This is a genomic window from Streptomyces sp. NPDC091287 (assembly GCF_044768525.1).
Classification (GTDB): Bacteria; Actinomycetota; Actinomycetes; order Streptomycetales; family Streptomycetaceae; genus Streptomyces.
The window spans coordinates 139,082-159,328 of record NZ_JBIVUV010000023.1; the positions used below are offsets into that span (position 1 = coordinate 139,082).

Consider the following 20,247-nt stretch of genomic DNA (forward strand, 5'->3'; position numbering starts at 1 on the left):
CCGGGCGTCAGGACCATGCCCCCCGCTCGCTCAGCACCGTACGCAGCGTCTCGATGTGATCGGTCATGATGCCATCCACGCCGAGGTCCAGGAGCGCCGCCATCCGCTCCGGCTCGTTCACCGTCCAGACGTGCACCTGGAGCCCGAGCGCGTGCGCCGTGCGGACGAAGCGGGCGTCCACCACCGGGATGCCGCCCTGCCGCTCCGGGACCTGGGCGCAGACCGCGCCCGCGCGCAGCGCCGCCCGGATGCCGTACGAACGCAGGCGCAGCCCCAGGACGCCGCGCACCCCGTACGACGTGGCCAGGCGGGGGCCCGCCAGGCGGTGGGCGCGGGCTACCCGTGCCTCCGAGAACGAGCCGACGCAGATCCGGTCCCAGGCGTCGGTGCGACGGATCAGGCCGAGCAGCGGCTCCAGCGCCGATTCCGCCTTCAGGTCCACGTTCCAGCGGGCCCGGGGGAACTCCTCCAGCAGCTCCTCGAAGAGCGGGAGCGGTTCGCCGCCCCCGACCCGGGCCCGGCGCACCTCGCTCCAGGGCAGTGCGGAGATCCGGCCCCGGGCATCGGTGACCCGGTCCAGCGTCGCGTCGTGGAAGGCGACGAGACGGCCGTCCGCCGTGGTGTGCACATCGGTCTCGAAGTAGCGGTAGCCCGCCTCGGACGCCCGGCGGAAAGCGGTCGCGGTGTTCTCCACGCCGTCCGCCGCCCCGCCGCGATGGGCGAAGGCGATCGGCGCCGGGTGGTCCAGATAGGGGTGGCTCGGATTCACTGCGGCAGTATGGCCTGCCCGGACGCCGGGTCGGCAACGGGGCCCGAACCGGCGGGCGGCGCGGTGGTGGACGGCTCGCCCGAGGCGACGGTGACACCCGGTCCGGCGGACTCGGGGAGCGCGAACATCCGCAGGAAGAACTGGGCCAGCGGGCCGATGGCCAGCGCGTACAGCACCGTGCCAGCCCCCAGCGAGCCGCCCAGCAGGAACCCGGTCACCACGACCGCCACCTCGATCGCCGTGCGGACCAGCCGGATGGAACGCCCGGTGACCCGGTTCAGCCCGGTCATCAGCCCGTCGCGAGGCCCCGGCCCGAACCGGGCCGCGATGTAGAGACCGGTCGCCACCCCGTTGAGCACGATCCCCAGGGCCATCACGGGAACGCGGAACCCGAGCCCGTCCACGTCGCCGACCACGGCGAGCGTCCCGTCCATCGCCAGCCCGACCACGAAGACGTTCGAGACCGTGCCGAGCCCCGGCTGCTGGCGCAGCGGGATCCACAGCAGCAGCACCACCGCGCCGATGACGATCGACACCATGCCGATCGATATCCCGGTCAGCTCCGCGAGGCCCTGATGCAGCACACCCCACGGCTCCAGGCCCAGTTCGGCCCGCACCAGGAGCGCGGAGCTCGCCCCGTACAGCGTCAGGCCGACGTACAGCTGGACCAGCCGCCGGGTGAGATGAGTGGTGCTCCGGCCGGTGGTCCTGGCCACGTTGTGCCCCCTGCTGTAGTGGTAGTGGACTGCTTCGTGCCACTCTGTGGCAGGGGATCGGTCACCAACTATGGCCAATCCGAGGAAGGTGGACTGATTTCGATGGCGCAGTGGACATCGACGGTGGGGGCGGCGCAGCTCGCCCGACAGCTCCGGTCGCAACAGGCCCGGCCCACCGGACCCGGCGGCCGCAAGCCGCCCGCCTACCGTGCGCTCGCCGACGGGGTGCGGCTGCTCGTCCTGGAGGGCCGGGTCCCCGTCGCCGCCCGCCTCCCCGCCGAACGCGAACTGGCCCTCGCCCTGGCCGTCAGCCGTACGACCGTCGCGGCGGCCTACGAGGCGCTGCGCGCCGAGGGCTTCCTGGAGTCCCGGCGCGGCGCCGGCAGCTGGACCGCCGTCCCGGCCGGCAACCCGCTGCCCGCCCGCGGCCTCGAACCACTGCCGCCGGAGTCGCTCGGCTCGATGATCGACCTGGGCTGTGCGGCCCTGCCCGCGCCCGAGCCCTGGCTGACCCGCGCCGTCCAGGGGGCACTGGAGGAGCTGCCGCCGTACGCCCACACGCACGGCGACTACCCGGCTGGACTGCCCGCCCTGCGGCAGATGATCGCCGACCGCTACACCGCGGTCGGCATCCCGACCATGCCCGAACAGATCATGGTCACCACCGGCGCGATGGGCGCCATCGACGCGATCTGTCACCTCTTCGCGGGCCGCGGCGAACGGATCGCGGTCGAGTCCCCCAGTTACGCCAACATCCTCCAGCTGATGCGCGAGACGGGCGCCCGCCTCGTCCCGGTCGCGATGGAGGAGGGGCTCGGCGGCTGGGACATGAACCGCTGGCGCCAGGTGCTGCGGGACGCCGCCCCCCGGCTCGCCTATGTGGTGGCCGACTTCCACAACCCCACCGGCGCGCTCGCCGACGAGCAGCAGCGCCGGGACCTGGTGGACGCGGCCCGGTCCGCCGGAACGGTCCTGGTCGTCGACGAGACCATGAACGAACTGCGCCTGGACGCCGACATCGACATGCCGCGCCGCGTCTGCGCCTTCGACCCGGCGGGCAGCACGGTCCTGACCGTCGGCTCGGCCAGCAAGGCCTTCTGGGCCGGCATGCGCATCGGCTGGGTGCGCGCGGCCCCCGACGTCATCCGCAGCCTGGTCGCCGCCCGCGCCTACGCCGACATGGGCACCCCCGTCCTGGAACAGCTCGCCATCAACTGGCTCATGGGCACGGGCGGCTGGGAACAGGCCGTCGAGGTCCGGCGGAGCCAGGCGCGGGAGAACCGGGACGCCCTGGTCGCGGCGGTGCGCCGGGAGCTGCCGGACTGGGAGTTCGCCGTGCCGCGCGGCGGTCTGACGCTGTGGGTGCGCACCGGGGGCCTCTCCGGATCGCGGCTGGCCGTGGCCGGCGAACGGGTCGGCGTCCGGGTGCCGTCGGGTCCCCGCTTCGGGGTCGACGGGGCCTTCGAGGGATACGTACGGCTGCCGTTCACGGTCAGCGGGCCCGTCGCGGACGAGGCGGCCGTACGGCTGGCCGCTGCGGTGGACCTGGTGCGCTCCGGGGCGGGCGTGGGGGCCGACGCCCCGCGCAGCTTCGTGGCCTGAGCGCTTCCGGGCCTCGCGGAGACGCCTGCGGGCGGGAGGCCGACCGTCGATGGTCCGCTTCCCGCCCGCGGTGGCGCGGCGGTGCTCCCCGTTCAGCTCTCGGCGCCCGCCGGCTGCGCCAGCGGCTCGGACGGCCTGGCCTCGGCGACCATCGCCTCCACCGGAACGGCCTCGACCGGACGGGCCGCCGCTTCCACCGCCACGGGGACCTGCTCCGTCGCGGGCCCCTCGTCGGCGGGCTCCCTCGCCGGAGCCGCCTCCATCGGGGGGTGCCGGTCGGGCAGCAGGTCGAGCACCGCCTGCCGGTGCGCGTCGCTCGTGGCGTCGTCGTACGGGTCCGGGGTGGCGGGCACCTGGAACCGCAGGACCTGGCCCGCGCCGAGGCGGACGTAACCGCGCCCCGCGGGGACCTCGGGCGGCGGCGTGGTGTGCGGTTCGGCGCCGAGGACGGCCTCGATCTGCTCGCGGGAGGCCGGTCCGAGGACCGCGCGGGCGCGGGTGTAGGTCCGTACGGTCTCGGTGAGGGTGTCCAGCGCGTCGAACTGCTCGGCCAGTACGACGGTGACCTGGGCGGCCCGGCCGTGCCGCAGCGGGATCCGGAGCAGCTCCAGCGGGTCGGGCCTGCCGTCGGCCGCCGCGAGATGCCCCAGGGCGCCGGGGCGGTCCAGCAGGATCCACAGCGGGCGCCGGATGTCGTCCGGCACGGGGTGGCCGCTCTGCCGGGCCCGGTTGGCGGCGATCAGCCGGCGCTCCGTCTCGTGTGCCGCCCACTCCAGGGTGGCCAGCGCCCCACCGAGGCCGGACTCCACGGCGAGGACGCCGCCGCGCCCGGCGAGGGCGCCGTACTCCCCGGTGCCGCTGCCGTCGACGATGATGACGTCGCCGTCCCGGAGGGCCTGGAGGGCGATCGAGCGGACCAGGGTGGTGGTGCCGCCGCCGGGCTGTCCGACTGCCAGCAGGTGCGGTTCGGTGGAGCGGCCGCCGGTCCGCCAGACCACGGGCGATGCGTCCACCGTCATGTCGCCGTCGCGCACGGGGACGGTGCGCGAGACGGCGTCCGGGTCGGTGAAGCCGAGCACCGTCTCGCCGGGGGCGGTGACGAAGCGCTGGGCGGCGATCGTCGTGGGGAGCGCGTCCAGCACGGTCATGAAGAGACGGTTGGCCTCCTCGTCCCAGCCGAAGTGGTACTCGCGACCCCGGCCGGACTTGGTGTGGAGCAACTGCTCGATCCGGGAGCGGGCGGCCGGCTCGCCGTCCGTGAAGAACGCGGGGTAGGAGACCCGCAGACGGGTGAGCCGCCCGTCGACGTCGAAGGCGTACCCGTCGAAGGCCTTTCCCCAGTCGCCGCCGTGGGCGAACAGCGGATCGGGATCGTCGGGCGTCGAGAAGTACGGCACGAGCGCCTCGTACAGCGACCGCAGACGCGCGGTCTCCGCGTCGTCGGGCCCGGTTCTCACCGGGGTCCGCTCCCGCCCCTTCCACGCGGCAGCGCCCATCACCGTGACGAGGGCCAGGATCGGCCCGTAGGGGACGAGCGCCACCACCAGCACGCAGGCCGCGCCGAGGAGCAGCTTGGGACCACGCCGCTCCTTGGGCGTCGCGACCCATTTCCGCCGGCCGGACACGGCCAGCAGCCGTACTCCGCGGACCACGGTGATCAGCGGATGGAGGACATCGGTGGCACTGTCGGCGGCCGTGCGCGCGATCTCTCTGCTGCGCGTGATCGAAGCGCTGCCGCTGCTCAGAATGCGGGGGAGTGGTCGCCGTGCCACGTCGGTCTCCTGTAGGGGTGGGAGCGGTTGCGGAGCGTCAGAACTTGATCCCGCCCAGCAGGCCGGCGAGGCTCGCCCCGCCCGCCGTGATGCTCGGTGCGATGGCGGTGCCGGCCAGGTAGAAGCCGAACAGGGCGCAGACGATGGCGTGGGATGCCTTGAGCCCGTCCTTCTTGAAGAACAGGAAGACGACGATGGCGAGCAGTACCACGCCCGAGATGGAAAGGATCATGAGCGGTTCTCTCCTGGTTGAAGGGGACAGTCACCATGAGTCCTTCCAGGATCACAAGAAGTATCTATACGACAAAAGGTGCAATCGAGTGAATATCCTGCGCTTTCACTTGACTGGCTCACAGAAGTGGGCCCCCGGGGAGCGGCATCACCTCGTCCGTGCCGGGCAGGATCAGCCGCGGTGATCCCTTGCCGTATCCGGGCCGGGTCATGTCGGCCCGGGAGCAGTACCCTGTCGATTCACTCGTACGGTCCCGTGCCGTACTCCCCACCAGGTCAACCGCGGCGATGACAGCCGTGGCAGCAGTCAAGGAAGGCGGTCCGTCCGATGAGCGAAACCCCTGATCCCGAGGTGGTCGAGCTGGCGACCAAGGTCTTCGACCTGGCCCGTGCCGGCGACACCGAGGCGCTCACCGCGTACGTCGAGGCCGGAGTCCCCGCCAACCTCACCAACGACCGGGGCGACACGCTGCTCATGCTCGCCGCCTACCACGGTCACCCCGGGACGGTCGCCGCCCTCGTCGCCCGTGAGGCCGACCCGGACCGGGCCAACGACCGGGGCCAGACCCCGCTGGCCGGAGCCGTCTTCAAGGGCGAGGACGCCGTCGTCGACGCGCTGCTCGCCGCCGGCGCCGACCCGGCCGCCGGAACGCCGTCCGCGCTGGACACAGCGCGGATGTTCGGCAAGACCGACCTGCTGGAACGCTTCGGTGCCCGGTGAGACACCGGCGGGCGCGCCCCATCGCGCGTCCGCCGTGGGCTCCGCTGACCGGTCCGTCGTAAATGTGGTCGCGGTGGCGAAATGGCTGGGTCATCATGACGTCGCGGGCCCGCTCAGGGCCACCGACGAGAGGCAGAGGAAGATGCTCTACACCAGGCGAAAGACGGCGGTCGGCCGATCATGTCACTGCGCGGCGTAACGGTGTCCCCCCGGACACTCCCGCGTGCCGAGAGGCACGGGGCACTGCACAGTCCCGGTTGCGTCGACAGCTTGATGTGAGGCTTTCTCCCATGTTCGATCCGTTCATAGCGCCGAGCGGCACCCTGCTCGGCCTGTTGCAGAGGGGCCGCGGCGACGGCACGCTCCACGCGCTCGCCGCACCGCGCCCCGAGGCCCTCGCGGCTCTCAACCACTGCGTCGTGAGCGACCCCCGTCACGACTGGCAGGTGGAGAACCGCTCCCTCTACTACGCGCGCCTCTACCTCGACCTCGACGGCGGTATCGAGGAGATCGAGCGACACCTCGCCGATCCCGACGACCACCTCGATACCGACGACTCCCGGACCGGTCTGGCGCTGTCCGTCCTCGGCCACCTCGCCTCCTACGGGCGCGACGACGCCCTGGCCCTGCTCCGCCGCTACGCGGCGACCGGCGCCAACTGGGCCTGGGCCCTGGACGAACTCGCCCTGCGCGACGACGACGCCGGCCTGCGCTCCCTCGCGCTGCCCGTCCTCGCCCGCTTCCCGGCCACCGATCAGGGCTCGGCCGACCTCGCCGCCGCCGTACGGGACTCCTTCGAGCCGCGCCCCTGGCGGCTGTGGGCCGACGACCCGCGCGCGGCGGTCGGCGCCCGGGTCAGGGCCGCCGGCGAACAGGGATCGTTCGACCGATGGCAACGCCAGATGCGCCCCGGGGGTCCCCGCCCCGGCTGGAGCGTCCAGGCCGTCTTCGACTGGGCGCAGCAGGCCCTGGAACGCGGCAGCGAACTGCACGTCCCCGCGGCCCGCTGCCTCTCCGCCGTCGCCGGACCCGACGACCTGCCCCTGATCGTCGAGGCCGCCCGCAGCGGCCCCGAAGGCGCTCGCTGCGCCGCTCTGCACTACCTCGCGGAGGCGGGCGACCCCGCCGTCCTCGACCTCATCGAGGCCGCCGCCGTCAGCCCCGCCCGCACCGTCGCCGACACGGCCATCGCCGCCTTCGAGCGGATGACCTGCGACGACGCCGTGGAACGGGCCCGGCGCTGGGCCCACCGCCCCGACGCCCTCGGGGCTTCGGCCGCCGGAGTGCTCGCCTGCCGAGGCACCGCCCAGGACGCTCCCCAAGTCCTCGGCGCGCTGCGGGAGGCCGTACGCGGCGACGGCCCCGACGCCCCCCGGCTGTGGACCCTGGTCGACGGAGCGGGCCGCCTCGGCATCGCCTGCGCCGCGCCCGTGCTGCGCCACGTCTACCGCGAGACGTCCTCCTCGCACCTACGGGGCAGGGCCGCCCGCGCGCTGGCCGCCACCGACCCGTCCTTCGCGACCGGGTTCGCGGTGGAGTGCCTCTGGGACTGCGAGGAGACCACCCGCGAGGTGGCCGCCCTGCACGCCGAGACCGGAGACGTCCGCGTCGCCGAACGCCTGCGCCGCCTCGCCGCCGACCCGGCCGAGGAGGCCGAGGTCCAGACGGCGGTACGGAGCCGGATCGGGCCGGACGCGCCGGCTCTCTGACCGCGGGAGTCCGGGAGGACCAGGCAGCCGAGGAGGACCCGGCAGCCCAGGAGGAGGGGGCGTTGTCAGACCCTCCTCCTAGGCTTCTCCCCATGGACATCAACGAGTGGTGGGGGCTCGTCGAACGGGCTCGCGAAGCGGCCGGGGACCGGGCGGACGACCGGGATCCGCCCGACGACCCCTTGCCCGGAGCCCTGACCGACGTGCTCGCGGCCCTGGAGCCGGAGCGGATCGCCGCCTTCGCCGTCACCGCGGTGGACGTGACCCGGTCCGCCTACCGGTGGCCCCTGTGGAACGCGGCCTACCTCATCGAGGGCGGCTGCGGCGACGACGGCTTCATGGACTTCCGCGACGGGCTCGCCCTGCTCGGCCGGGAGACCTTCAGCCGGGCGGTGGCCGATCCGGACGCGCTGGCCGGACTGCCGGTGGTGATCCGGATGAGCCGGGGAGAGCGCGGCTGGATCGGATACGAGTCCCTGAACGCCCCGATCGCCGAGGCCTACCGCCGCCTCCGGGGCGAGACCGCCTCCCTCGACGCCGCCGTCGAAGCGGCGCTGCGCGACCGCATACGCCCGGCGGACCCGGCGGGCGAGAGCTGGGACGCCGAGGACGCCGCCGCGAACCGCCGCCGGCTGCCCCGGCTGGCAGCGCTCTTCCAGGACTGACCCCCAGGGGGCTCTTCCAGGACTGAGCCCCCTGAGGACGCTGCGCCCCTGCGTACCACCCTGCGGATGCTTCGGGCCTGCGAGCCCGGGGGCGCGGGCACAGAATGGCGCCATGACCGGACGCTGGGAGTTCTGGATCGACCGGGGCGGCACCTTCACCGATGTGGTCGGCCGCCGCCCGGACGGCCGCCTGATCACCCGCAAGCTCCTCTCCCACGACCCCGATCGCTACGACGACGCGGCCGTCGCCGGAATCCGGCTGCTCCTCGGCCTGGACCCCGGCGAACCGGTGCCCGCCGACCGGGTCGCCGCCGTCCGGATGGGCACCACCGTCGCCACCAACGCCCTGCTGGAACGGCGGGGCGAGCCGACCGTGCTGCTGATCACCGAGGGCTTCCGGGACGCACTGCGGATCGCCTACCAGAACCGGCCCCGCCTCTTCGACCGGCACATCGTCCTGCCCGAGGCCGTCCACGAGCGCGTGATCGAGGTCCCCGAACGCCTCGACGCCCACGGCCGCACCGTACGCCCCCTCGAACTCGGCCCCGTACGCGAACAGTTGCGCGCCGCCCACGCCGACGGTCTGCGCAGCGCCGCCGTCGTCCTGATGCACGGCTACCGCCACCCCGCCCACGAACGGGCCGTCGCCGAAGCGGCCCGTGAGGCGGGCTTCACCCAGGTCAGCAGCTCCCACGAGGTCAGTCCGCTGATCAGGCTCGTCCCCCGCGGCGACACCACGGTCGTCGACGCCTACCTCTCACCCGTCCTGCGCCGGTACGTCGACGAGGTCGCCGCCCGCCTCGACGGGATCCGGCTGATGTTCCTCCAGTCCAACGGCGGCCTGCGCGAAGCCGCCCGGTTCCGCGGCAAGGACGCCGTCCTCTCCGGCCCGGCCGGCGGCGTCGTCGGCATGGTCCGCACGTCGCGGCAGGCCGGATACGACCGCGTCATCGGGTTCGACATGGGCGGCACCTCCACCGACGTCTCCCACTACGCCGGCGCGTTCGAACGGGAGCTGGGCACCGAGGTCGCCGGGGTCCGGATGCGCGCCCCGATGATGAGCATCCACACCGTCGCGGCCGGCGGCGGTTCCGTCCTGCACTTCGATGGCAGCCGCTACCGCGTCGGCCCCGACTCGGCGGGCGCCGACCCCGGGCCCGCCTGCTACCGCCGGGGCGGCCCTCTCACCGTCACCGACGCCAACGTGATGCTCGGCCGCGTCCAGCCCGGCCACTTCCCGGCGGTCTTCGGCGAGGGCGGCGACCTCCCGCTCGACGCCGACCTGGTGCGGACGCGGTTCGCGGCCCTCGCCCACGAGGTGGGGCGCGCCACCGGGCGACGGCCGGACAAGGCGGAAGTGGCGGCGGGCTTCCTGGAGATCGCCGTGCTCAACATGGCCAACGCCGTCAAGAAGATCTCCGTGCAGCGCGGCCACGACGTCACCCGCTACGCCCTGACCGGCTTCGGCGGTGCGGGCGGCCAGCACGTCTGCGCGGTCGCCGACGCCCTGGGCATCGACACGGTCCTCGTCCCCCCGCTCGCCGGGGTGCTCTCCGCGTACGGCATCGGCCTGGCCGACGCCACCGCGATGCGCGAGCAGTCGGTGGAGGAGGAGCTCGACGAGGCCGCCCGGGAGCGTGTGGAGAGGCTCTGCGCGGAGCTGGCCGACCGTACCCGCGAAGCCCTGCGCGCCGACGGAACGCCGGACTCCGCTATCACCACACAGGCCCGCGTCCTGCTGCGGTACGCCGGGACGGACGCGGCGCTGCCGGTGGACCTGGACACGGAGACCGTCATGGCCGAGACGTTCGCCGCCGCCCACCGGGCCCGGTTCGGCTTCGCGATGGACAAGCCCGTCGTCGTCGAGACGGTCACGGTGGAAGCCACCGGAGCCACCGGAGCCACCGGAGCCACCGGAGCCACCGGAGCGACCGGTGATGCCGCACCCGCCGCCGGCTCCGGTCCGCGCGACGGCCACCGCGACACCCCGCCGCGCCCGGCCGACACCGTGGAGCTGTACGCCGAGGGGCGATGGCAGCAGGCCCCGCTGTACCGCCGGACGGACCTGCGCCCCGCCGACACCGTCACCGGGCCCGCCGTCGTCGCCGAGGACGACGCCACCACCGTCGTCGACCCCGGCTGGCGCGCCGAAGCGGCCCCCACCGGACATCTCGTCCTCACGCGCCGCAGCCCCCGCCCCGAACGCACTGCCGTCGGCACCCGGGTGGACCCGGTGATGCTGGAGGTCTTCAACAACCTCTTCATGTCGATCGCCGAGCAGATGGGCGTCCGCCTGGAGAACACCGCCCACTCGGTCAACATCAAGGAGCGCCTCGACTTCTCCTGCGCCCTGTTCGACGCCGAGGGCAACCTGATCGCCAACGCCCCGCACATCCCGGTGCACCTCGGCTCGATGGGCGAGTCGATCAAGGAGGTCCTGCGGCGCAACGAGGGGAGACTGCGCCCCGGCGACGTGTACGCCGTCAACGACCCGTACCACGGCGGCACCCACCTGCCCGATGTCACCGTGGTGACCCCCGTGTTCGACGAGGGCGGAGCAGGAGAGCCGGACCGCCTGCGCTTCCTGGTGGCCTCGCGCGGGCACCACGCCGAGATCGGCGGCATCACCCCCGGCTCCATGCCCGCCTTCAGCCGGACCATCCACGAGGAGGGAGTCCTCTTCGACAACTGGCCGCTCGTCCGCGACGGCCGGCTGCGCGAGGACGAGACCCGCGCCCTGCTCACCTCCGCCCCGTACCCCTCCCGCGACCCGGACACCAACCTCGCCGACCTGCGCGCCCAGATCGCCGCCAACGAGAAGGGCATCGCCGAACTGCGGCGCATGACCGACCAGTTCGGCGCCGACGTCGTGGACGCCTACATGGGCCACGTCCAGGACAACGCCGAGGAGTCCGTACGCCGCATCGTCGCCGGACTGCACGACGGGCACTGCCGCTACGAGACCGACAGCGGGGCCATCGTCCAGGTACGGCTGACCGTGGACCGGGACACCCGGGGCGCCCACCTCGACTTCACCGGGACCTCGCCCCAGCAGCCCGGCAACGCCAACGCGCCCCGGTCCGTCGTCATGGCCGCGGTCCTCTACGTCTTCCGCACTCTCGTCGGGGAGGACATCCCGCTCAACAGCGGCTGCCTCAAACCCCTGGAGGTGACGATCCCGCCCGGATCCATGCTCGACCCCGCCTACCCGGCGGCGACCGTGGCGGGCAACGTGGAGACCTCCCAGGCGGTCACCGGAGCCCTGTACGGGGCGATCGGCGGCCAGGCCGAGGGCTCCGGCACCATGAACAACCTCACCTTCGGCAACGACCACGTCCAGTACTACGAGACGATCGCCAGCGGATCCGGAGCGGGGGACGGCTTCGACGGAGCCGACGCCGTACAGACCCATATGACCAACTCCCGGCTCACCGACCCCGAGATCCTGGAGTGGCGGCTGCCCGCCCTGCTGGAGGGCTTCGCCGTGCGGGACGGCAGCGGGGGAGCGGGGCGGTGGCACGGCGGCGACGGCGTCGAGCGCCGTATCCGCTTCCTGGAACCGGTCACGGTCGCGCTGCTCTCCGGACACCGCCGCGTCCCGCCGTACGGAGCGGACGGCGGCGAGCCGGGGGCGCTCGGGGAGCAGCACATCGAGCGGGCCGGAGGCGAGGTGGTGGTACCGCTGGAGGGCTGCGACACCGCCGAACTGGACGCCGGAGACGTGCTCGTGGTGCGCACACCGGGCGGCGGCGGCTACGGAAGCCACGCAGACTTGGACGCTCGCACGGGACCGGTCGCATAAACGCCGTTTCGACCGTTGTCGGTGCGAGGACCTAATCTGTCCCACGTGACTTCGCCTGCCTACCCGGACACCGCCTCGCCGCAGCTCAGCGCGGGGCCGCGGCCTGCCCCGGGCCCCGCCGCCGACGAGGGGCTCTCGCGGCGGCTGCGCGCGCTCGCGTGCACGGCGCCGCTGCACGACCTCGACGTCCGCAAGGCGAATCTGGCCGGCGAGTACACGGTGTACGCCATGGCGGAGGTCGCCCTCGCCGCGATCGACCACGTCACGCTCAACATGGACTTCGACACCGGGGCCGACCACGACCAGATAGTGGCCAGACTGCTGCCCCGGGTCGGCGCCCAAGCCCCCGACCGCCCGGTCGCCGAGCACGAGCGGGTCGCCCGCTGGGTCCTGGAGAACCTGATCAACGTCGGCAGTGTCGACCGCGGCTTCCGCGCGGTCTACGGCACCTTCGGCCCCGACGGGGTCTACGTCCGCCGGGACTACGACTTCAAGCTCATCGAAGAGGTCCCGGGCTACGGCGGCATGGTCTACCTCCGCGCCACCGACGAAGCGGTCAACGTCCTGGTCGGCGCACTGGACACCGATGTCACCAGCGCCCAGATCGCCGCCGAGGTGAAGCTGGAGGTCCTCATCAGCCGGGGCCGCCTCGCCGACGCCCAGCTCGCCGCCGAACAGGCCCGCTACCGCACCGTGCAGTACGCCGAGACCCTGCGCCGGACCCTGGAGGCCACCCGGCGCAACGTCCGCGCCGTCGACTGGCTCCACACCGTCCCGGACATGATCGCCGAGGCCCTGGACCACGTGGCCGACCGCTACCGTCACGAGAACGCGATCCTCACCAACATCCGCAAGGCACGCGACGAGGCCGAGGAGCCCGAGCACAAGCGCCGGGCCGCCGAGCTGGTCGACATCGTCAAGGACTGCATCCGCCGCCACACCCAGCTCCAGTCCCGGCTCCTGGAGGCGGGCCCCCTCTTCCGCGCGGAGCAGGACCGGCAGGCGTTCGCCGCGCCCGCCGCCCACGCGGGCCTCGATCTGTACGGGCAGCTCCTCGCCCCGCTCCTCCCTCTCCCCGTCGAACAGTCCACCCGCGCCACCGACGCGTTCTTCGCCCACGGCACCGGACTGCGCACCCCCACCTCCGTACGGGTCGGGGACCTGGTCGACCTGCTGCTCACCCCACCGCTGGAGCGCGAGCACCTGGGCGCGGAGATGCCCGAGCCGGACCTCATCGCCACCCCCGACGACAGCCGGTTCAGCGAGGAGCAGCTCGCCCGCGCCATGACCCTGCTCGACCTGGAGCACGACGCCCCGCGCCGGCTCTCCGGACTGCTCGCCGAAGCCCGCGGCACCGGAGACACCGACCTGCCGTACCTGGTCGCCCTGCTCGCCGTCCACGCCGCCAGCCCGCCGGTCGGCACCGCCTACCGCCAGGGCGAACGACGCCTGCTGTTCGCCGTGGACGACGGGGCGCAGCTGGACGACCCGGAGTTCGGCGGCGCCGACCTGATCGTGGGCACCGCCCTGCTGGACGCCGTCGGCATGGCCGCCGACCGCAAGGAGGCCTCATGACCGGCCCTGCGGCCTCCCTCGTGGCCGGCCCCGCGGCCTCCCTCGTGAACAGCCCCGCGGCCTGCGTAGTGAACAGCCCCGCCGCGTCCGTCGTGAACAGTCCCGCGCCCTCCGCCGTGACCGGGCCCGCCCTCCTTCCGCACCCACACGTTTTCCGTACCGAGGAGTCCCAGCCGTGAGCGACCACGACGCCGAGCACCCCGACGCGTGGATCGAGCCCTCCGCGTACGCCGGGCCCGCCGCCACCCCGCACGCCGGCGACTCCGCACACCGGGGCGCCGCCGAGCCCGCGGGCCAGGCTCCCGTCACCCCGGCCGACGCCGCCGACGCCGCCCGCCTGGTCTCCTTCGGGCTCCAGCCCAAGCTGCTGCCCGCCCGCGACGTCGAATACGCCGACCTGCTGCGGCGCTACCGCGAGGAGAGCGCCTTCGCCCGGCTCGCCGACGCCGTCGCCACCGGCCTCGGCCTCATCGTCCTGGAGGTCTCCCCGCGCGCCGGGATGGCCGTGACCGCGGGTGAGGACTCCGTCTTCGCCGTCCGCATGGGCGACTACGCCCGCCGCGCATCGTCCGACGCCGCCGACCGCTTCCTGCACGGCCTCGCCCACCTCGCCGTCGCCGCCCTGGCCTTCCCCCGCCCCGAGGACCTCGCCGACGACGCGTACATCGGCCGCATCACGGTCAACGGCGTGGACGCCTTCGTACGCCAGGCCTGCCGACGGCTGGAGGAGCGCGCCGAGGAACAGGGCGACAACACCGACCCGGCCAGCGACGCCCCCGGACTCGAAGCCGGCTGGCGGATCTACGCCCGCCGCAGCTCCACCGGCGCGACGAAGGACGCCCGCCGACTCGCCGGATCCACCACCGGCATCATCGGCAAGGCCGTCGCCTTCCTCACCGACTCCGGCTTCCTCCAGCGCACCGGCGACGACGCGGGCGGCGCCTACCGCACCACCGCCCGCTACCAGCTCCAGGTCCGCGACCTGGCGGGCAGCGCCGCCATGGCCGAACTGCTGGAGCTCGGCGTCGTCCCCGTCACCGACGGCTCCGCCACCCTGCTGCCGCCGCCCGACCCCGACAGCATGGAGCTGGCCGCCGACGCGGGCCTGCCCTTCCACTCCTGACCTTCCCTTCTGACCTGACCTGACCTGACCTGACCGGCCGTTCCCGACCGGCCCGCACGCCCCGCACCTGCCGCTCCGCCCCCGCTCACCGAACGACGAGAGTCCGCCGCCATGTACGAGTTGTCCCGGGTCCGCCTCTACTCCATCGGGCCTGCCGGTGCGCGCTACGCCGACACCGTCCTCGACCTGCGCGGCGTCGGCGCACCCGTTCCCAGCCCCGCCCCCGCCCAGGCGGAGTTCTTCGAGGACGAGCCGGTCGGCCCGCCCCGCCGCCCCGCCCCCGCGGGCGTCCTCTTCCTGGAGAACGGCGGCGGCAAGTCCGTCCTGCTCAAGCTGATCTTCTCGGTGATGCTCCCCGGCCACCGCAACACGCTCGGCGGCGCCAGCTCCGGCGTGCTGCGCAAGTTCCTCCTCGCCGACGACTGCGGGCACGTCGCCCTGGAGTGGCAGCACACCCTCACCGGTGAATGCCTCGTCGTCGGCAAGGTCAGCGAGTGGCGCGGCCGTCAGGTCTCCAACGACCCCCGCAAGTTCGCCGAGGCCTGGTATTCGTTCCGGCCCGGCCCCGGGCTCAGCCTGGACAGCCTGCCCGTCGCCGAGTCCTCCGCCGTGGGCCGCCCCGCCGAAGGCGTCTCCGGCGCACGCGGCAGGCGGCGCACCATGAAGGGCTTCCGCGACGCGCTGATGGACGCGGGCAAGTTCTACGCGCACCTCGACGTCCACTGGGAAGAGATCCACGACCGCTGGAACGAACACCTCGGCGACCTCGGCCTCGACCCCGAACTCTTCCGCTACCAGCGCGAGATGAACGCCGACGAGGGCGAGGCCGCCGGGCTCTTCGCGGTGAAGAAGGACTCCGACTTCACCGACCTCCTGCTCCGTGCCGTCACCGACACCCGCGACACCGACGGACTCGCCGACCTGGTCAGCGGCTTCGGCAACAAACTGGGCCGCCGCGCCGAGCTGACCGCCGAACGCGACTTCACCGCGGGCTCCGTCGACCTCCTCAACCGGATCGTCGAGGCCACCGACACCCGCGCCCGCGCCCGCGACATCCACGCCGGCGCCGAACGCCGCACCCGCACCCTGGCCCGTCGGCTGACCGCCCGCGCCGCCGAGGAGCGCGGCCGCACCGCCGAGCTGGCCGGACGGGTCACCGCCGCCGCCCACACCGTCACCGAGGCCGAGTCCACCCGGGGCAGCCGTTCCCTGATCGCCGCCGAACTCGCCTACCGGCACGCCTCGCTGGCCCTGACCGCCGCCGAGAAGAGCGCCGCCGCCGGCCGCAAGGAGCTGGTCGAGGCCCGCACCCTGCACGCCGCCTGGCAGGCCGCCGAAGCCGTCCTGCGCCACCGGGCCGCCGCCGACCGCTCCGCCAGGGTCGCCGTCGCCATCCGCGAAGCCGAACGCGACGCCGCCCCCGCCCTCGCCGCCCGCTCCGCCGCCGCCACCGACCTCGTCCGCGCCCTGCACCGGGCCGCCGAGGAGGGCGAGCGCCTCGCCAACGAGGAGGAGGAGCGCTCCGACACCCTCCAGGCCACCGGCGAACGCGCCCACCGCGACGCCACCGTCGCCGCCACCGAGGCCCAGCGCGCCCGCAGCGAGGCCGGACACCTGCGCCAGCGCCTCGCCGAAGTGGGCCAGGAGACCGCCGAAGCCGTCAAGGCAGGCTGGCTCGACGACACCGCGCCCGACGCCGACCCCGCCCGCGCGGCCCTCGCCGCCAGCGACGCCGAACAGTCCGCCGTCGCCGCCTGGGACACCGCCCGCGAAGCCGCGCGCGCCGCCGCCGACACCGCTCGCGAGGCGGCCGCCGCCGAGAGCCGCGCCGATCTGGCCGCCGCCCGCGCCGCCGACGGGGCCAGGGCGGCCGAGCAGAGTCACGAGGACGAGCTCCGCGCGGCCGAATCCATCGCCGCCGACCCCCGCCTGGGCGACCTGCTGGGCCTTCCGTCCGGCACCGCCGTCCCGCACCCCCGCAGGGAAGCAGCCGACGAGCCGTCCGGACCGCACCGGGGATCCGGGACACGCCCCGGCCCGGGGGCCGACGACGGCACGGCCACCTCCGCCGAACCGGCCGCCGATCGCGCGGTGGCCCTCGCCGACCAGCCCGGCCCCGCCCAGCAGCCGCTGACCGCCGAGGAGTTCGACCGCAGCGCCGACGAGCTGCGCGACCTCCTCGACCAGTCCGTCGCCGCGGCCGAGCGCCGCCTCTTCGACCTGCGCACCGCCGCCGCCGACGACGCCCGCATCCTCGGCGCGCTCGGCGAGGGCGGGCTGCTGCCGCCCGGCCCCGACGTCCTGGCCACCGTCGAATATCTGGGCGAGCACGGCATCCCCGCCCTGCCCGGCTGGCGCTATCTCGCACAGGCCGTCGACCCGGCCGACCACGCCGCCGTCCTCGCCGCCCGCCCGGAGCTCGTCGACGGCGTCGTCATCACCGACCCCGACGCCCACACCCGCGCCCGCGAGGTCCTCGGCGGCGCGGCCCTGCTGCCCCGCTCCGCCGTGGCCGTCGGCACCGCCGCCGCCCTCCTCGCTCCCGTCCCGGCCCCCGGCACCGGCTCCGACGCGCAGCACGACGGCGTCTTCCTCGTCCCGCCGAACCCGGCCATGCACGACGAGCACGCCGCCGACGAGGAGCGCCACGCGCTGCGCAGCCGCGCCGCCGCCCGCGACGAGGACATCAGGACGCTCGCCGCCCGCCTCTCCGGGGACCGCGCCCTCGCCGCCCGCATCGGCTCCTGGCGCGCCGACTGCCCGCCCGGCATGCTCACCGAACTGGCCGAGGCCGCCGCCACCGCCCGTACGGCGGCCGAGAGCGCCGAAGCCGTCCTCGCCGAGGCCCGCACCGCCCGAGCCGAGGCCGACGAGGCCGCCGCCGACACCGCCCGGGTCCGCGACGAGCGCCAGGAAGCCGCCCAGCGGGCCCGCCGCGCCGCCGACGCCCTGGCCGGACTCGCCCACCGGCTGCGGGAGCGGGCCGGCTGGCAGGTCCGGCTGCGCGAACTGGTCGACGAGGCCGCCGAGTCCGAGGCCCGTGCCGCCGTCTGCCTCGACCTCGCCCGCGCCGCCGACGAGGACCGCAGGGCCGCCCAGCGCGCCGGGGACGACGCCCGCCGCACCGCCCGCGCCCTGCGGGCGGAGCGCGCCGAGATCGCCGGCGTCCCCGAAGTCCTCCCCGAGCCCGACGGGACCGCGGCCCGCACCGCCCTGCCCACCCTGCGCGAGGCCTACCGGGCCGCGTCCCAGCTCTACGAGAAGGTCGGCGTCGGCGCCGACCTCCGCGCCGAACAGGCCCGCGCCGAGAGCGACGAGAGTGCCGCCCTCGCCGAGCTGGACCGCCTCACCAACAAGGTCCGCACCCGCGCCGCCCAGCTCCTGGAGGGCACCGACGGAGCCGACGGACCCTCCCGCCAGGCCGCCGCCGCCCGCGCCGAGGCGCACGTCCAGCTCCTGGAGACCCGCGCCTCCACCGCCAGCGAGCATCTGGGACGGCTGCGCGGCGAGGCCGAGCGGCTCGCCCCCGACGACGAGCGACAGCACCACACCGAACTGCCGGACGACCTCGTCCCGGCCGACGCCGAGGGGGCCCAGGCCCTCCTGCGTACCGCCACCGCCGAGCTCGCGGCCGCCACCGGGGCCCTGGACACCGCCCGCGCCGCCCACAGCGAGCTGCTGCACGCCCACCGCACCGCCGAGGACTCCGCCGGCGGCTTCGACGAGACCGCGGCCCTGCTGCGGGACCTCCTGCGCGACCACGGCACGGAGGACGGGACCGAGCACCCCGACCCCTACCCCGGCACCCTGGATGAGGCCCGGCAGTCCGCCGCCGAGTCCCGCCGCTCCCTGCGTGGCTGCAACACCGACCTCTCGGCGGCCGAGAGCGCCGTCCGGGAAGCGAGCGACGTCCTCGTCCGGCACGCCAACTCCACCCGGTACGAACAGGTCCGCACCCCGGCCCGCCAGCAGATCCGCGAGCTGCCCGCCTCCGCACTGCCCGAGCACGCCCAGAAGTGGGCCGACGCCTTCGCCCCCCGGCTCCGCGTCCTCACCGACGAACTGATCCAGCTGGAACGCAACCGCGACTCGATCGTCGACCGGCTGCGCGGCCTGGTCGACTCCGCGCTCACCACCCTGCGCTCCGCCCAGCGGCTCTCCCAGCTCCCCGAAGGGCTGGGGGAGTGGTCGGGGCAGGAGTTCCTCCGGATCCGCTTCGAGGAACCCGACCAGGCCACCCTCACCGAACGCCTCGGCGAGGTCGTCGACGAGGCCACCCACGCCGCCCTCAAGAAGAATTCCGACCTGCGCCGGGACGGTATGTCCCTGCTGCTGAGGGGCGTCGAGGCGGCGCTGCGGCCCAAGGGCATCGCGGTGGAGATCCTCAAGCCGGACGCCGTGCTGCGCGCCGAGCGCGTCCCCGTCGGGCAGATGGGCGACGTCTTCTCCGGCGGGCAGTTGCTCACCGCCGCCATCGCCCTCTACTGCACGATGGCGGCGCTGCGCAGCAACGACCGGGGCCGTGACCGCCACCGGCACGCGGGCACCCTGTTCCTCGACAATCCGATCGGCCGCGCCAACGCCACGTACCTGCTGGAGCTCCAGCGGGCGGTGTCGGACGCCCTGGGCGTGCAACTGCTCTACACGACCGGTCTGTTCGACACGACCGCACTCGCCGAGTTCCCCCTCGTCATCCGGCTGCGCAACGACGCGGACCTGAGGGCGGGGCTCAAGTACATCAGCGTGGAGGAGCATCTGCGTCCCGGTCTGCCGCAGCAGGACCCGGACGGAGAGACGGTCCACGGCGAGATCACGGCGACCCGCATGTTCAAGAGGAACGAACAGGCGGCCGCCGGGACCCCGGCACCACGGCCCGGCGCGTAGCGGCGGACCGCCACCGCTGCCGGGCGGAGCCGCCCGGCAGCGGTGGCCGAACCGCGGAGCGGTCCCGTCAGCGATGGCGGTCAGCGATGGCGGTCCGCGTTCAGGTCCGCGTTCAGGCCCGCGGATCAGGCTCGGGAGAGGTCTCCGGTCTTCCGGCGGCCGTCTATGCCACTGCTTGTGCCGTCCCGCTCGGCGGCTCGTTCGGCCCGGCGGGACCGCCGCCGCTCACGACGTATCTGCCGGGCCGAACTGCTCGGCACCGACACCACGCCGTTGCGCTGGTTCCATACCTGCCGGGTCACCCAGACGTCGAGCACCGACCAGGTGGCGACCACCGTGCTGGCCACAGTGCTGAGCACCATCGGGAAGGCCAGCCAGGAGCCGGTCAAGGTGCTCAGAAAGGCGACCATCGCCTGGATGATCGTCAGCGACATGATGAGCACGGCGCGCACGGCGGCCGTCCGCACCGCGTCGGGCATCCGTCGCTTCGACGCCGGCTCCTCCACCCACAACTGCCGCGGCACCCGTGCCCCGTCCGCGGCTTCTGTTCTCGCGGCCGCCGGTGCTCCGGCGCTCCCGCGTTCCTGCGTGCTCAAGGACCTTCAACTCCCCACCACTGTCCGACTTCAGGGTGGCTGCCCGGCTTGCGCCGGTTCTACGCGGGCGGAACACGTCCGC

13 protein-coding genes are annotated in these 20,247 nt (G+C 74.3%); 8 read left to right on the forward strand and 5 right to left on the reverse strand.

Features of this window, described 5'->3' with window-relative positions; all coding sequences use genetic code 11:
* Nucleotides 1-7: 7 nt before the first annotated feature.
* On the reverse strand, nucleotides 8-769 hold the full coding sequence (locus ACIQRW_RS32725; RefSeq protein ID WP_403767352.1) for a glycerophosphodiester phosphodiesterase: 762 nt from the start codon (nucleotides 767-769) through the stop codon (nucleotides 8-10).
* Entirely contained in the window at nucleotides 766-1,485 is a 720-nt protein-coding gene (locus tag ACIQRW_RS32730; protein ID WP_403767355.1) for a YitT family protein, read from the reverse strand. The genes ACIQRW_RS32725 and ACIQRW_RS32730 overlap by 4 nt, the downstream gene beginning before the upstream one ends.
* A gap of 102 nt (nucleotides 1,486-1,587) precedes the next feature.
* On the opposite strand from ACIQRW_RS32730, the gene ACIQRW_RS32735 reads away from it, so the two are divergent.
* Nucleotides 1,588-3,087 (forward strand): PLP-dependent aminotransferase family protein, encoded by a 1,500-nt coding sequence (locus ACIQRW_RS32735; protein WP_403767358.1) that lies wholly within the window; start codon nucleotides 1,588-1,590, stop codon nucleotides 3,085-3,087.
* Between the two features lie 92 nt (nucleotides 3,088-3,179).
* Here the strand turns inward: ACIQRW_RS32735 and ACIQRW_RS32740 are convergent, their stop codons facing one another.
* The gene (locus ACIQRW_RS32740) at nucleotides 3,180-4,859 is read right to left on the reverse strand and encodes a hypothetical protein (RefSeq protein WP_403767361.1); all 1,680 of its coding nucleotides are present in this window, start codon (nucleotides 4,857-4,859) and stop codon (nucleotides 3,180-3,182) included.
* Nucleotides 4,860-4,896: 37 nt separating this feature from the next.
* On the reverse strand, nucleotides 4,897-5,091 hold the full coding sequence (locus ACIQRW_RS32745; RefSeq protein WP_003970432.1) for a hypothetical protein: 195 nt from the start codon (nucleotides 5,089-5,091) through the stop codon (nucleotides 4,897-4,899).
* Nucleotides 5,092-5,418: 327 nt separating this feature from the next.
* Here ACIQRW_RS32745 and ACIQRW_RS32750 point away from each other — a divergent pair, with 327 nt between their 5' ends.
* From ACIQRW_RS32750 to ACIQRW_RS32780, 7 genes are all read left to right on the forward strand, one after another.
* Nucleotides 5,419-5,811 carry an ankyrin repeat domain-containing protein gene (locus ACIQRW_RS32750; protein ID WP_403767364.1) on the forward strand — a complete coding sequence of 131 codons (393 nt, stop codon included), beginning with the start codon at nucleotides 5,419-5,421 and terminating at the stop codon, nucleotides 5,809-5,811.
* A 290-nt stretch (nucleotides 5,812-6,101) separates the two neighbouring features.
* Entirely contained in the window at nucleotides 6,102-7,520 is a 1,419-nt protein-coding gene (locus tag ACIQRW_RS32755) for a HEAT repeat domain-containing protein (RefSeq protein WP_403767366.1), read from the forward strand.
* Nucleotides 7,521-7,612: 92 nt separating this feature from the next.
* Entirely contained in the window at nucleotides 7,613-8,185 is a 573-nt protein-coding gene (locus ACIQRW_RS32760; RefSeq protein WP_403767368.1) for a DUF4240 domain-containing protein, read from the forward strand.
* Between the two features lie 112 nt (nucleotides 8,186-8,297).
* On the forward strand, nucleotides 8,298-11,987 hold the full coding sequence (locus tag ACIQRW_RS32765) for a hydantoinase B/oxoprolinase family protein (RefSeq protein ID WP_403767371.1): 3,690 nt from the start codon (nucleotides 8,298-8,300) through the stop codon (nucleotides 11,985-11,987).
* 45 nt (nucleotides 11,988-12,032) lie between these two features.
* Entirely contained in the window at nucleotides 12,033-13,562 is a 1,530-nt protein-coding gene (locus tag ACIQRW_RS32770; protein ID WP_403767374.1) for a hypothetical protein, read from the forward strand.
* Nucleotides 13,563-13,737: 175 nt separating this feature from the next.
* Entirely contained in the window at nucleotides 13,738-14,685 is a 948-nt protein-coding gene (locus ACIQRW_RS32775; protein ID WP_403767377.1) for a hypothetical protein, read from the forward strand.
* Nucleotides 14,686-14,796: 111 nt separating this feature from the next.
* Entirely contained in the window at nucleotides 14,797-19,569 is a 4,773-nt protein-coding gene (locus tag ACIQRW_RS32780; protein ID WP_403767380.1) for a hypothetical protein, read from the forward strand.
* A 125-nt stretch (nucleotides 19,570-19,694) separates the two neighbouring features.
* On the opposite strand, the gene ACIQRW_RS32785 is transcribed toward ACIQRW_RS32780, so the two are convergent.
* Entirely contained in the window at nucleotides 19,695-20,048 is a 354-nt protein-coding gene (locus ACIQRW_RS32785; RefSeq protein ID WP_403767433.1) for a hypothetical protein, read from the reverse strand.
* Between the last annotated feature and the right edge of the window lie 199 nt (nucleotides 20,049-20,247).

Coding starts and splice junctions, on each gene's coding strand:
- ACIQRW_RS32735 (WP_403767358.1), top strand. CDS start 1,588: ATGGCGCAGTGGACATCGACGGTGGGGGCGGCGCAGCTCGCCCGACAG.
- ACIQRW_RS32755 (WP_403767366.1), top strand. CDS start 6,102: ATGTTCGATCCGTTCATAGCGCCGAGCGGCACCCTGCTCGGCCTGTTG.
- ACIQRW_RS32745 (WP_003970432.1), bottom strand. CDS start 5,091: ATGATCCTTTCCATCTCGGGCGTGGTACTGCTCGCCATCGTCGTCTTC.
- ACIQRW_RS32780 (WP_403767380.1), top strand. CDS start 14,797: ATGTACGAGTTGTCCCGGGTCCGCCTCTACTCCATCGGGCCTGCCGGT.
- ACIQRW_RS32760 (WP_403767368.1), top strand. CDS start 7,613: ATGGACATCAACGAGTGGTGGGGGCTCGTCGAACGGGCTCGCGAAGCG.
- ACIQRW_RS32765 (WP_403767371.1), top strand. CDS start 8,298: ATGACCGGACGCTGGGAGTTCTGGATCGACCGGGGCGGCACCTTCACC.
- ACIQRW_RS32750 (WP_403767364.1), top strand. CDS start 5,419: ATGAGCGAAACCCCTGATCCCGAGGTGGTCGAGCTGGCGACCAAGGTC.
- ACIQRW_RS32785 (WP_403767433.1), bottom strand. CDS start 20,048: ATGCCCGACGCGGTGCGGACGGCCGCCGTGCGCGCCGTGCTCATCATG.